The organism is Lentiprolixibacter sp. (genome assembly GCF_982873095.1).
Map to the genome: position 1 here is coordinate 1 of NZ_CEYNTP010000057.1, position 12,890 is coordinate 12,890.

Here is a 12,890-nt window from a genome sequence, read left to right on the forward strand (position 1 = left end):
AAGGTAGTGCTTATATCTGAATAATCATCAACAAAAGGTACCGCATCCTTATTGGGGAAGGGCAGCTTGTAGTTTGAGATATGAACTTCATTTCTAGAGTGGCGGTATTACAGGTTCATTGCATGTTCTACAATATTAGAAAATCAAACAAGCCTTTTCATTTGCCACTCCAACATTCAAGGAACTTCCTGAATTGAAGTTCAGGAAATCAGATTCTATACCGTCACTAAAAATTACCCCCTTGCTTGGCATTTTAGACTCAATCTTTATACTCTGGTGGCTATTGATTACTCCATATCCTAAATCTATTTGTGACATTTTGCTTAAAAAGGGTTCGCGAACCACGAATAGCAGCTTCTCATCCTCCCAATCCAACCCAGCGCTGAAATCCCATTTTTGATTATAAAAATAGTTGTTGATATTATTGGTCATATTGAATACCGAACTGACCCAACCCGTGGCACCTGCACCTGTAGACACCAGAATTCCACTGGAAGACTGGCTTTCACGTTGTCCTTGAAATTCAAGATTGTAGCGCGATGAAACATGAGAGGCTGCACCAATGTAAAAATCATTGAATGCCAAAAGTGTTTGTCCATCATTCATAGTGGCTTTTGCCATGGTAACCCTTCTGGATTCGTACGTCCCGTGAATAAAACTCTTGATAGCCGAAAGAAAAGTTTGGGGGCCATGTGGCAACAAAACACCATCGTAACGTTCCTCATCAGGATTGATGGCTACTATAGGGAGTCCATTCACATATTTGGCCGTATTGGCAACCAGCCCATCCTGACCTATAACCACTATCAAATCTCCATCTGCGAACATATAGGTGGGCAAATAGGAGCGGAACAATACCTTGTGCTTAAACAATGGGGAGATCGCTTTTTCCACTTGGCCAAGTGAGGTATAGAAGGTATTGTGTTCATTTTCATAGAAACTGAAATCTTCTCCTGAACGTTCAAGATAAAACTTGGCCTGGGCTTTTGAGTTAAAGCGTTCTATGAGTTGCTCAAGCCGAGTTTTATCTCTAACAATAATGATTTTATCCAGTTCCATTTTATTTTGTCTTGGTGCTGATGATAGATTCCAATAATTCAGGGGAGATATTGAGATTCCCTATTTTATTAGCATTCTCAGCCAATTCCCTAAAGGCAAGCGCAATATGATTTCTTGGGTCGATACCTTTGGAATTGATAGCCATGAGGGTCTTCCAATCCAATTCCTTATAAGGGCGAAGATTAGCGTGCAAAACATACTCTTTGGCATCTGCTTCTTTCTTTTCGTTTTCAACCCTTAGGTCAATTAGTTGCTGTTTGCTATCCTCCAAAGAGATATTGGAAGCCATATCCATTTCTTTGAGCTTTTGTTCATTTTCCTGTTTCACCAATTCGGTTTCCATTTGTTTTTCGGCAATCTGTTTTTGTTTTTCCTCAACCGCTATTTCTGTATTCAGCTCTGATTCCTTAATGATGCGTTCCTGCTCCACGGCAAAATTCCGGCGCTCATAGATAGCCTGATCGGCTTCCTTTTGGAGGGACTCTCGCATTTGTGCTTCCAACGCCCGAGCCATTTCAGGATTTGGGGAGACTCCCAAAACATTCACACCTGAAATTTCAAGGCCCAGCATATGTACAGTTTTGGAGTTTTGGACACTCTCCATTATCTGCGTTTCGATTTGCTGCAATTGGCGTAGCGCTTCTTTAAGGCTCAACTTCTGTATGACTCCTGCACTTGCAGTTTGAGCCTCATTGATGATGCGCTGTTGAATTTTCTCATTGTCATCCTTGAGGTAGTAACCTTTAGCGTCAACGGTAAAGTCAAGAACTTCGGCCAATTGCTTAGGGTCCTTTACCTTATAGGTTATCTGACCCTGTATGGATACCTCCTGGTAGTCCTTTGTAGTTTCCTTAAAAATGAACTGAAAATCTTTGCTCTCCATAGGAATTGAAACTATGGAAGAATTAGGAGCAAAATAAAAGAAAGAGAGTCCTCTGCCTTCATTTTTAATCTTTCCATTTTTATAATGGATTACATAATTCATCGAATCGAATTTGATATAGTTTATTCCAAACATGATAACTGGTTTTAGAATTAATTTGTGTAATTATTACGCAAATATAAAACGAGGTTTTGATACACACAAGATATTTTGTGTTTTTTTTACACAAATTAAATTATAGTGAATTAAATCAGGGTCAGATTTCGAAGATAATACCCTCCTTTTTTAGTTGAAAGTACCGTTTTTTGTTGAAGCTAAAAAGGCTGGCTGGCCTTCCCGGGCCAACGGATACCTTTTCATCCAATTCGTCTAAAACCTTCAGGCTATTAATTTTCTTTTTGAAATTTCTTCTGTCAATTTCGCGATTTAACAGCGTGGTGTATAGCTTTTCTAAATCAGAAAAAGGAAATTTCTTGTCTAGCAGTTCAAACCCAATTGGTTCATACGTTATTTTTCCCCTCAGCCTTTCAATAGCAGTTTTCAGGATTGCCTTATGGTCGAATGCCAGTTTCGGTAACTTTTCAATATTGAACCATTTGGCTTCTTCAGAATCTGTTGATGCACTCAGTTTAAAGGCACTTGGTTTAACCAAACCAAAGTATGCTACTGAGACGATCCGTCCCCTGGGATCTCTCTGTAAACCACCAAAAGTGTATAATTGTTCAAGATAATTTATCTTGACACCTGTTTCTTCAGCCAGTTCCCTTTCTACTGCTTGTTCTAAATTCTCATTTTCTAATACAAAACCTCCTGGAAGAGCCCATTCGTCTTTAAAAGGTTCAAACTTCCGCTTCACCAACAAAACGGAAATATTTCCCTCATCATATCCAAAAACTACTGCGTCAACTGTAAGTCGAATAGAACTATTCATATTATGCGTACTATATACACAAAAATAAATTATTTTGGCGAGCGGAATGGAATTTTGCGCTGAAAGCTTTACTCAGATGGTCTAGCAGTAGGGGTGGGCCTGCAGAAATTTAGCCCTTCAGATACTATATCAGAGCTATGATAGATAGAAGTAGACGGGATTCTTTTCTACCCACCTTCGGTGGACAGAAAAGGGCCCAAAGGGTGGTCCTGCAGAGAAGCGTGCCCGAGCCCTTATGGCTGCTTCACAGCCAATGGTTTTTTTTCATTTCTACTCACGATTAAGCAAGCTCAAGTGCTTCGAAATGAAAAAACCCCTCACACTTATGTGCGAAGGGCTCTGCTTCTCTGCGGTCTGGACGGGACTCGAACCCGCGACCCCCTGCGTGACAGGCAGGTATTCTAACCAACTGAACTACCAGACCAATGATTTTATCCTTACATCTCGTCAGGACTCTGGCAACAGCCAGATTCAAACCTTGTTCAACCGCTTTTCTATAAGCGTGCTTTGTCCACCAAAACTTCGACTGAAGTGGACGTGCAAATATACGCTCCTAATTCATTCCCACAAATAAAAAAATCACTTTTCGGCGCTAGACAAATTTTTGCCGTTCAATGAGGAAGGTGTTCAATACTTTTTGGAACTGATCACGGATATCTACCCCCACATACTTGATCTTATATTGCCCGCATTTGAGCTGAATCGTCCTGATATAATCTTCCAATTCTTCCTGGTAGGCCGCCTTGAGGGTTTCCGGATACACATCGATATGCTCCCCGGTCTCCACATCCACAAACCGCCGAGGTGTGTTTTCAAAATTGAACTCGGCTTCAGTTTCCTTGTCCAGTAAGTGGAACAAAACCACCTCATGCTTGTTGTATTTCAGGTGCCTGAGGGCGTCAAAAAGTTTATCATTGTTTCTAGCCGTCTGGAACATATCGGTAAACAGAAAGATCAGGCTGCGCCGTTTGATCTTTTCCGCGATCTGGTGCAGAAACGTATAGGTTCTTGTTTCCTTTGCCGGGGCCGGGTCCATACTGATCTCACTCAGTTTGGAAAGCAACATATGATGGTGGCGGTCGCTGCCCTTTTCCGGGGTGTAGAAATTATAGGTGTCCGAATATACACTCAGCCCTACCGCATCGCGTTGCTTTTTCAGGATATTCATTAAAGCGGCTATTGCCAAAACAGCATACCCGATCTTGTTCAGGTGGTCAATGTCCAGTTGTTTCACCTCCGGATAGTACATAGAAGCGGAATTATCCAGGATCATATGGCACCTTAGGTTGGTTTCCTCCTCGAAGCGCTTGGTGTACAACTTGTCCGTTTTCGCGAACAGCTTCCAGTCGATATGCTTCGTGCTCTCCCCGGTATTATAGATCTTATGTTCGGCAAATTCTGCGGAAAACCCATGGAAAGGGCTTTTGTGGATGCCACTGATAAATCCTTCCACCACCTGTTTGGCAAGGAGCTCCAGGTTCTGGAATAACGGGGCCTTATGTAGTTCCGAAGGGATATGCATAGGAAAACAAACCACTAAGATAAAACAAAAAGGCCCGGTTTGTACCGGGCCTTCCTGTATACTAGCTCTCTGAAAAAGTTAGAGCGCCGCGTCGATAGCGTCTGTATAGACTTTCTTGGGGGAAACCCCAACTTGTCGGCTTACGATTTCACCACCTTTGAATACCAGTACGGTAGGGATGTTTCGCACTCCATATTTTGCGGCGTATTCCTGATGGGCGTCAACATCTACTTTTCCAACAACGGCTTTGCCTTCGTATTCGTTGCTCACTTCGTCGATGATCGGACCTACCATACGGCAGGGGCCACACCAGGCTGCCCAGAAGTCTACCACAACGGGCTTATCACTTTTCAGTACTACTTCTTCGAATGTAGCATCGGTTATTTCTAATGCCATGATTATCAAATTTTAGAATTATGCAAAGTTAGTTAAATAATTCCCCTTTTCCTTACAGCAGAAGCATACATTTTTCTTATGAGGTCATCAATCCTACTTATAGGCAAGGGGCCACCGCATGGTCTGATATTCAGCCGTCTCAGTTCAATTTGTAGTGCACCTCCTGTTCTTCCAGTGCACTTAGCAATTCACTGGTGATCTGTACCTTTTGCTTGCGGCTGGCCAGGGTGACTTTTATTTCCTCTTCCAGCTCATAAATGATGAAATTCAGGGGATGTTTCCCTTTGTAGGAGACCAGGGTATCCCTGAGCAGACTGATCTGATCCTCGCGTACCTGCTCCAAGCGGAGTTTTATCGTCAGTTTTTTGGCAAAGGCCTCCATGGCTTCCTGTAGCAAAAGGAATTGGTTGAACTGTAAACGAGGATCTCCTTTCTTGCCTGTTTCCCGGTTCACCCAGCCCTCACGGATGAACACTTTGATCAGGATAAAGGAATTGATCATCAGGAAATGCCTGAACTTTAAATATTCTTCCCCAAAAATGCGGAATTCATGGGTGTCTGTATAGTCTTCCACAGTAAAGGCCGCCCAGCCTTTCCCATTTTTGGACACCCGGTGCTGTACATCCGTAATAACCCCGGCAAATGTCAGTTCCCGGTTGAGGTAGTCCTCCGGGCGGGAAAAGAAGGAAACACTGGCATTGCAAAATGCCTGTATCTCTTTCTGGAAATCGTCCAGCGGGTGGCCCGATATGTAAATACCCACCACCTCTTTTTCACGCCGCAACTTCTCCATCGTACCCCATTCCTCGCAGGGGGGGATAACAGGCTCCGGGATCTGTACCTCACTGGCTTCTCCAAATAAACTCACCTGTGAGGAGTTTGCACTTTCCTGCATCTTTGCGCCGTACTTGATAATTTTTTCCAGGAAGCTGATCCCATCCCCCTCATGGTGGAAATACTGGGCCCGGTGGGCATTCCCCATGGAATCAAAACCTCCGGCCAGAGCCAGGTTCTCAAACGCCTTTTTATTGGCGGCCCTCAGGTCAACGCGTTTGGCCAGTTCAAAAACAGAGTTGAAAGGTCCGTTGGCTTTTCGCTCCGAAACGATGGCTTCCACAGCAGAGCGCCCAACCCCTTTGATCGCCCCCATCCCAAATCGGATGGCATTGTCCTGGTTTACGGCAAACTTGTAGTAGGATTCGTTTACATCCGGCCCCAGCACCTCAAGTCCCATCCGCTTGCACTCTTCCATAAAGAAGGTTACCTGCTTGATGTCATTCATATTGTTGGAGAGGACGGCGGCCATATATTCTGCCGGATAGTGTGCCTTAAGATAGGCCGTTTGGTAAGCAATGTATGCGTAGCAGGTGGAGTGGCTCTTGTTAAAGGCATAGGAGGCAAAGGCTTCCCAGTCTTTCCAGATCTTTTCCAGTATCTCGCGCGGGTGGCCTTTTCCTTCCCCCCCATCCAGGAATTTGGGTTTCAGCTTTTGCAGCAGGGCAAAGATCTTTTTACCCATGGCTTTTCGGAGCACATCCGCCTCACCCTTGGAAAAGCCCGCCAGTTTCTGCGACAGCAGCATCACCTGCTCCTGGTAAACGGTTATCCCATAGGTTTCTTTCAGGTATTCCTCCATTTCCGGGAGGTCGTAGGTGATCTCCTCCTGCCCGTGTTTCCGGGCGATGAAACTCGGGATATATTCCATGGGGCCTGGCCGGTAGAGGGCGTTCATGGCGATAAGGTCATCAAAAACCGAAGGTTTCAGGTCCTTCAGATGTTTTTGCATCCCTACAGATTCATACTGGAAGATCCCTATGGTGTCTCCGCGCTGGAAGAGTTCATAGGTCTTTTCATCGTCCAGCGGAAAACTGTCCGGGTCGAGTGCAATCCCCTTTCGTGCCTTAACAATCTTGACGGTATCCTTAATCAGAGTGAGGGTTTTCAGGCCCAGGAAATCCATCTTCAGCAGGCCTGCACTTTCCACTACAGAGTTGTCGAACTGGGTCACATACAGGTCAGAATCCTTGGCGGTGGCAATGGGCACAAAATTGGTAATGTCATCCGGGGTAATGATCACCCCGCAGGCGTGGATGCCCGTATTCCTCAGGGAACCTTCCAGCACCCTAGCCAGGTTGACTGTTTCCGCTTCCAGGTCGTCCCCTTCTGATATGTTCAGCAACTGGTTAACCTTCTCCATTTCATCGTTGCGGAACTTTTTCTTGAGTTCGTTTTCTGGCACCCCAAAGATCTTCCCAAACTTGGCCATGTTGGGGATGAGCTTGGCAATGCGGTCGGCATCGTTCAGGGGTAAATCGAGCACCCTGGCCGTATCGCGGATACTGGATTTTGCCGCCATGGTGCCATAGGTGATGATCTGTGCCACCTGGTTGGCGCCGTATTTATTGATCACGTACTCCATGACCTTTCCACGCCCCTCATCGTCAAAGTCAATGTCGATATCCGGCATGGAAACCCGGTCTGGATTTAAAAAACGCTCAAACAGCAGGTCGTACTTCAAGGGGTCAATGTTAGTGATCCCCAGGCAGTAGGCCACCACCGAACCGGCAGCCGACCCCCTTCCGGGCCCAACTGACACTCCCATGTTTCGTGCTTCCCGTATGAAGTCTTCCACGATCAGGAAGTATCCCGGGTATCCCGAATTTTCAATAGTGGCTAATTCAAAATCTATCCGTTCCCGGATCTCATCGTTAACGTTTTCGTAACGGGCTTTTGCCCCTTCGTAGGTGATATGCCTGAGGTACTTGTTTTCTCCCCGTTTGCCTCCATCTGTTTCGTCTTCTGCCACCTTGAATTCCTCAGGGATCTCAAACTGGGGGAGGAGCACGTCCCTTGCCAGGTCAAATGGTTCAATCTTGTCGACCACCTCCTGCAGGTTCTGGATGGATTCCGGCAGATCCTTGAACAGGGCCTTCATGGCATCGGCTGATTTGAAGTAGTACTCCTGATTGGGCAATCCATAACGGTACCCCCGGCCGCGGCCGATGGGAGTGGCCTGCTTTTCCCCGTCCTTGACACAAAGCAGGATGTCATGGGCATTGGCATCCTCTTTTGCGCAGTAATAGGTGTTGTTGGTGGCCACAAGTTTTACTTCGTGCTTTTTAGCCAGTTTTACCAGTGCGGTATTCGCCCGGTCTTCATCTTCCTGACCGTGCCTCATGATCTCCATGTATAAGTCTTCCCCGAACTGTTCCTTCCACCAAAGCAACGCCTCCTCTGCCTGTTTTTCTCCCTGATTCAGGATCTTTGAGGGCACCTCCCCATAGAGGTTCCCGGTCAGGACAATAAGGTCGTCCTTGTACTGCGCAATAATGTTCTTGTCTATCCTCGGCACATAGTAAAAACCATCCGTGTAGGCCAGGGAAGACATTTTTGCCAGGTTGTGGTAGCCCTTTTTGTTTTTCGCAAGGAACACTACCTGGTAACCGTAGTCCTTTACATTCTTGTTGGTGTGGTCCTCGCAGACATGGAATTCACATCCGATGATCGGAACGATGGTTTTCCAGCGGGCTTCTTCCCCATTTTCCTCGGCTTCCTTGTTCCGTTTTTCAACGGTTTTGTTGTAGGCCTTCACCTCCTTTACGAAATGAAAGGCCCCCATCATATTCGCATGGTCGGTCAGTGCCACAGCGGGCATCCCGTATTCAGCAGTTTGCTTTACCAGGTCTTTTATCCGGATGGTTGACTGCAGGACAGAAAACTGGGAATGGTTATGGAGGTGTACAAAGGGATAGTCTTCCAGGGAAGCAATATTATCCGCAAGTTCCTGGTGCGACAAATCACTGTCTTGCTGGGTGATCTGCTCCCGGATTTTCCTTGAGGCTTCCTTAAAGTTGATATGCTTCAGGCCGATGAGCGCAATCGGTTCCGGATGGGCCGTCTTAAATTCCTCCAGATACGAGGAATTTGCCTTTAGCTGTGCTGCTGAAAATTTTCCCTTACGAATCAGTTCGAAAAAGCAACGGGCCGTAGCCTCCACATCTGCGGTCGCATTATGGGCCTCAATAAAGGGCTCATCAAACAGGAACTCATGCAATTCTGACAAGGTGGGCAGTTTGAATTTGCCGCCCCGTCCCCCGGGGATTTGACACAGCTCGGCGGTATCTTCAGTACAGGTATCCAGGACAGGCAGGGGTTCCATTTCATTGGGAATGCTTTGACGAAGCAATTCTGCCCCCATGATATTCACGTCAAAACCTACATTCTGCCCAACGATGAATTTTGCCTTTTTCAACACTTCGCGGAAACGCTCGGTAACTACTTCCAGGGATTCTCCTTCCTGCTCGGCCAATTCTGTGGAGATCCCGTGGATGACCTCTGCATCGTAGGGGATATTAAAGCCTTCTGGCTTAACGAGATAGTCCTGCTGATCCAGCAATGCTCCCATCTCATCATGCAACTGCCAGGCGATCTGTACACACCTTGGCCAGTTGTCGAGATCGCTTAGTGGGGCATCCCATCGCTTGGGCAATCCCGTGGTTTCCGTATCAAATACTAAATACATTCGGTTCCTTGAAGGTTAATAAGCAGGCCATAAAAATAGGGAAATGTGCCTATGGGAGAAAGGGTAGTTTTCAGGAGTTATTAACGTTGTTGTGGAAGTGCAGGCACAGGGTTCAGGTATCCAAATATTGTTTTCCAAAGCATTGTGTATTAATAGAAATAGAGTATCTTTGCCGTCCTTTTTAGGATCTAAAGAATTAATAACCGAGGGTCGGGAACCCTACAAAATTAATGTGATATGCCCGTTAGAATTAGACTTCAACGCCACGGAAAGAAAGGAAAACCCTTTTACTGGGTTGTGGCAGCAGATGCCCGTGCCAAAAGAGACGGTAAATTTCTGGAGAAATTAGGAACCTATAATCCAAACACCAATCCGGCTACTATTGACCTGGATGTAGACAGTTCAGTGAAATGGCTGGAGAATGGTGCTCAACCTTCTCATACCGCCAAACGCATCCTCTCTTATAAAGGAGTGATGTTAAAGCACCACCTCAACGGAGGGATCAGGAAAGGGGCGCTGACAGAAGAACAAGCTGAGGCGAAGTTCCAGGCCTGGATCAGCGAGAAGGAAAAAGCTATCGCGAACAAAGCCAGCAGCCTTGAAAAAGCAAAGGCAGAAGCTAAGGCGAAGGCGCTTGAAGCAGAAAAAGAAGTAAACGAGAAGCGTGCTCAGGCCGCTGCTGAAGCTGAGGCCGCAGAAGTGGCTGAAGCCGAAGCCGCAACAGAAGAAGCACCTGCCGCTGAAGGGGAAGTAGCAGAAGCTACAGAAGCTGCAACAGAAGAGGCAACCGAAGCAGCACCAGAGGCTGAGGCGGAAGAAGCAGCAGCTCCGGAAGCGTCTGCAGAAGAGGAATAGAACTGCCGGCTGTACCATGCGAAAGGAAGCCTGTTTCTTTTTAGGCAAAATTGTCGCAAAGCACAGCTTTAAAGGGGAAGTGTTAGTCAAGTTAGACACAGACGACCCCCAGGCGTACGAAAATATGGAATCAGTGTTTGTTTCTAGGCGAAACAGCCTGGTTCCTTTTTTTATTGAGCGCTGCACCCTGCATAAATCCAGCTTGCTCCGGATCAAGTTTGAAGAAGTTAGTGATGAGCAGGGGGCAGAGGCCCTGATGGGTTCAGAATTGTATTTGCCCCTGGAATTCCTTCCCAAACTGGAAGGGGACAAGTTCTATTACCACGAAATCATTGGTTTTCGACTTGTAGATGAGGTCCACGGTGATATCGGCCTGATCGAAGGGGTAAACGACAGTGCCTCCCAGGCCCTTTTTGAAGCCAACAAGGATGGCAAAACCGTACTTGTCCCCATCAATGACGATATCATCCAAAAAGTAGACCGGGTTGCAAGAACCATTTTTGTGGCTACACCTGAGGGATTGGTCGACCTGTACCTAGGATGAAAGCCAAACCGTTCAGATTCAAGCAATTTACCATAGCGCAGGACCGCTGTGCCATGAAAGTGGGCACAGATGGTGTGCTGTTGGGGGCCTGGGCCACCCTGGCCCATGAGCCTGCCTCAGTGCTCGATGTCGGGGCCGGGACCGGGTTGGTGGCTTTGATGATCGCACAGCGTTCGCAGTCGGCCTTCATTGATGCCCTGGAAATTCAGGATGCAGCCTTTGAACAATGCGTTGCCAATTTTGAAGCCTCTCCCTGGGCAGACCGCCTCTTTTGCTACCATTGTTCCCTGCAGGAATTTGTGGCCGAAGTGGAAGAGCAGTACGACCTTATTGTCAGTAATCCCCCTTTCCATACAGAAACCCCCTCCAGCGGGGATCATGCGAGGGACCAGGCAAGGCAAAACGCCTCCCTCCCCTTTTCAGAATTGCTTGAAGGGGCAAAAAACCTCCTTGCCCGGAAAGGTAAATTTGTAGTGATCCTGCCCCATAGTGCAGCCACAGATTTCATTGGATTGGCAGGGGAGTATGGCCTCTATCCATCAAGCATTCTGGAGGTCCGCGGGAATCCCGATGCTGAAATAAAAAGGAGCCTGCTTGAATTTCAAAAAACCAAAACGAAATCCAACGTGCAGGAACTCGTTATAGAAATCTCCAGGCACGAATACACCCCTGAATATATCCAGCTCACTAGGGATTTCTACCTGAAAATGTAGCTTATCCTATCTCGCGTGAGAGGGGTCGCGTCAGGCAGGTAGGTCCTCCTCCGCCTTTTACACTTATCTCATTTCCCGAATAGGTCAGGACCTCACATCCCACTTGTTTCAGTCGCTTTTCCGTGATCGGATTACCCTTTACCATCAAACATTTCCGGGGTGCCAGGGTCAGCACATTACAGCCCAGGGAATCAAACTCGGCTTCCGGCACTTCCACCAGTTCGTAACCCTTATCCAGCAGGTAGTTCCTGAATCGGACAGGCATCAGTGGGGAATAAGTGACGGCAAGGTCCTGGTCAACGGGACTGAAGATCGACATCAGGTGGAAGACGTCTTTCGGTCCCCTGAAATGGGGGAGGTCAACCACAACCAGGTCAACATCCAGCGGCCTGAGCAGCTGTTTTAATTGACTGATGCCATCCAGGTTGGTCCGGTAGCCCAGGCCTACAGCCAGGGTGTTGGTATCCAGCCAGGCCACATCGCCACCTTCCAGGGTTCCGGGGGGTTGTATCTTCCCTAAAATGGGTATTCCGGCCCCTGTGAAGAAGTCTTCCATGACTAAGGGCTCGGGGTTGCGTTGAGCCTTGCCCATATGGCAAAGGATCACCCCATGGTCAGTGGTAATACTGGCATCCCGACAATAGAGCGCATCTAGGGAGCAGGTTTTATTTTTTGGCAAATACTGTATGTCTACCCCGGCCTTGCGGAAAATGCCCTCAAAAATTTCATATTCCTCAAGAGCAGCTACCCAGTGAGGGGCCTGCAGATAATTTAGGGGTTCCCATTCCTGCTTTATTTTTTCCGGACTTTGGAAGGCATGTTGTACCGGATTCAGTAATACGGAGGTTAATCTGTGTATTTCGGAGTGGGAGGTAGTTTGCATTATATCCGTTTAGGGTTCTTCTTCAGAGCTGAGTTTCATCCAGACATAAATAGGTATCCCGGCCATCAGCATCAGGAATCCCGAAAAAACAACGGTTTCCCCGGCACCAAAAATGGCCCAGAGGGAAAATATAAAGGCTAGTCCACCGAGAAGATGGACGAGCAGGGGGCTTTGCCCTTTTGTGAATTTTTTCAAAGCCAGCAAAACATAGGCTGCGGCAGAGAACAGGTAGGGGATCAGGCAACAGAGGGTGCTCAATTGAATCATAAACCGAAATTGCTCCACCAGGCCGTCACTGAAATTCATCAGCATAAGAATTGATGAAAGCACGCTGCCGATGATAATGCCATAAATAGGAGCTCCTTTTTTGTTTTCTTTTTTGAAAATCACCGGGACCAGCTGATCTATGGCGGTGGCCCGGGCAATCTGTCCCTGTATGAGGATCCAGCCATTTAATGCTCCAAAAGCGGCAACAGCCACCCCGCCGGCTACGATATATTTCCCCCATTTGCCGGACATGATTTCCATGGCATCTGCAAAAGGGGCAGGGGAGGCCGCCAGGGTGTCCATGGGGATCATCCC

11 protein-coding genes and 1 tRNA gene are annotated in these 12,890 nt (G+C 47.1%); 3 read left to right on the forward strand and 9 right to left on the reverse strand.

The window, feature by feature from the left end:
* Positions 1-135: 135 nt before the first annotated feature.
* The 7 genes from AC4E7D_RS05305 to dnaE all read right to left on the reverse strand — a co-directional run bounded on the left by AC4E7D_RS05305 (position 136) and on the right by dnaE (position 9,313).
* The gene (locus AC4E7D_RS05305; RefSeq protein WP_490172772.1) at positions 136-1,059 is read right to left on the reverse strand and encodes an NAD(+)/NADH kinase; all 924 of its coding nucleotides are present in this window, start codon (positions 1,057-1,059) and stop codon (positions 136-138) included.
* A 1-nt stretch (position 1,060) separates the two neighbouring features.
* The gene (locus AC4E7D_RS05310) at positions 1,061-2,077 is read right to left on the reverse strand and encodes an SPFH domain-containing protein (RefSeq protein WP_490172773.1); all 1,017 of its coding nucleotides are present in this window, start codon (positions 2,075-2,077) and stop codon (positions 1,061-1,063) included.
* 121 nt (positions 2,078-2,198) lie between these two features.
* Positions 2,199-2,873 (reverse strand): NUDIX hydrolase, encoded by a 675-nt coding sequence (locus AC4E7D_RS05315; protein WP_490172774.1) that lies wholly within the window; start codon positions 2,871-2,873, stop codon positions 2,199-2,201.
* Between the two features lie 350 nt (positions 2,874-3,223).
* Positions 3,224-3,297: transfer RNA gene (locus tag AC4E7D_RS05320), tRNA-Asp, on the reverse strand.
* 168 nt (positions 3,298-3,465) lie between these two features.
* Entirely contained in the window at positions 3,466-4,395 is a 930-nt protein-coding gene (locus AC4E7D_RS05325) for a DUF58 domain-containing protein (protein WP_490172775.1), read from the reverse strand.
* 78 nt (positions 4,396-4,473) lie between these two features.
* Complete coding sequence (gene trxA, locus AC4E7D_RS05330) at positions 4,474-4,791, reverse strand: thioredoxin (protein WP_490172776.1); 318 nt, start codon at positions 4,789-4,791, stop codon at positions 4,474-4,476.
* Positions 4,792-4,930: 139 nt separating this feature from the next.
* Positions 4,931-9,313, reverse strand: coding sequence for a DNA polymerase III subunit alpha (gene dnaE / locus AC4E7D_RS05335; RefSeq protein ID WP_490172777.1), 4,383 nt, complete (start codon positions 9,311-9,313; stop codon positions 4,931-4,933).
* A 237-nt stretch (positions 9,314-9,550) separates the two neighbouring features.
* Here dnaE and AC4E7D_RS05340 point away from each other — a divergent pair, with 237 nt between their 5' ends.
* From AC4E7D_RS05340 to AC4E7D_RS05350, 3 genes are read left to right on the forward strand one after another with little or no spacing between them, the layout of a single operon-like run.
* On the forward strand, positions 9,551-10,168 hold the full coding sequence (locus AC4E7D_RS05340; RefSeq protein ID WP_490172778.1) for a 30S ribosomal protein S16: 618 nt from the start codon (positions 9,551-9,553) through the stop codon (positions 10,166-10,168).
* A 16-nt stretch (positions 10,169-10,184) separates the two neighbouring features.
* Positions 10,185-10,712, forward strand: coding sequence for a ribosome maturation factor RimM (gene rimM, locus AC4E7D_RS05345; RefSeq protein WP_490172779.1), 528 nt, complete (start codon positions 10,185-10,187; stop codon positions 10,710-10,712).
* Complete coding sequence (locus tag AC4E7D_RS05350; RefSeq protein ID WP_490172780.1) at positions 10,709-11,425, forward strand: tRNA1(Val) (adenine(37)-N6)-methyltransferase; 717 nt, start codon at positions 10,709-10,711, stop codon at positions 11,423-11,425. Before rimM ends, AC4E7D_RS05350 begins: the two co-directional genes overlap by 4 nt.
* A 1-nt stretch (position 11,426) precedes the next feature.
* Here AC4E7D_RS05350 and AC4E7D_RS05355 read toward each other — a convergent pair whose 3' ends face one another.
* Both AC4E7D_RS05355 and AC4E7D_RS05360 read right to left on the reverse strand, forming a co-directional pair.
* Positions 11,427-12,308: a dimethylarginine dimethylaminohydrolase family protein gene (locus tag AC4E7D_RS05355; protein ID WP_490172781.1), complete on the reverse strand. Its 882-nt coding sequence runs from the start codon at positions 12,306-12,308 to the stop codon at positions 11,427-11,429.
* Positions 12,309-12,317: 9 nt separating this feature from the next.
* The coding region (locus AC4E7D_RS05360; RefSeq protein ID WP_490172782.1) for an amino acid permease at positions 12,318-12,890 on the reverse strand (573 nt) is incomplete at its 5' end.

Excerpts from the sequence above, each read along its gene's own strand:
- AC4E7D_RS05315 (WP_490172774.1), bottom strand. The coding sequence starts at position 2,873 with ATGAATAGTTCTATTCGACTTACAGTTGACGCAGTAGTTTTTGGATAT.
- AC4E7D_RS05340 (WP_490172778.1), top strand. The coding sequence starts at position 9,551 with ATGCCCGTTAGAATTAGACTTCAACGCCACGGAAAGAAAGGAAAACCC.
- trxA (WP_490172776.1), bottom strand. The coding sequence starts at position 4,791 with ATGGCATTAGAAATAACCGATGCTACATTCGAAGAAGTAGTACTGAAA.
- AC4E7D_RS05355 (WP_490172781.1), bottom strand. The coding sequence starts at position 12,308 with ATGCAAACTACCTCCCACTCCGAAATACACAGATTAACCTCCGTATTA.
- AC4E7D_RS05310 (WP_490172773.1), bottom strand. The coding sequence starts at position 2,077 with ATGTTTGGAATAAACTATATCAAATTCGATTCGATGAATTATGTAATC.
- AC4E7D_RS05325 (WP_490172775.1), bottom strand. The coding sequence starts at position 4,395 with ATGCATATCCCTTCGGAACTACATAAGGCCCCGTTATTCCAGAACCTG.
- AC4E7D_RS05305 (WP_490172772.1), bottom strand. The coding sequence starts at position 1,059 with ATGGAACTGGATAAAATCATTATTGTTAGAGATAAAACTCGGCTTGAG.
- dnaE (WP_490172777.1), bottom strand. The coding sequence starts at position 9,313 with ATGTATTTAGTATTTGATACGGAAACCACGGGATTGCCCAAGCGATGG.
- rimM (WP_490172779.1), top strand. The coding sequence starts at position 10,185 with ATGCGAAAGGAAGCCTGTTTCTTTTTAGGCAAAATTGTCGCAAAGCAC.
- AC4E7D_RS05350 (WP_490172780.1), top strand. The coding sequence starts at position 10,709 with ATGAAAGCCAAACCGTTCAGATTCAAGCAATTTACCATAGCGCAGGAC.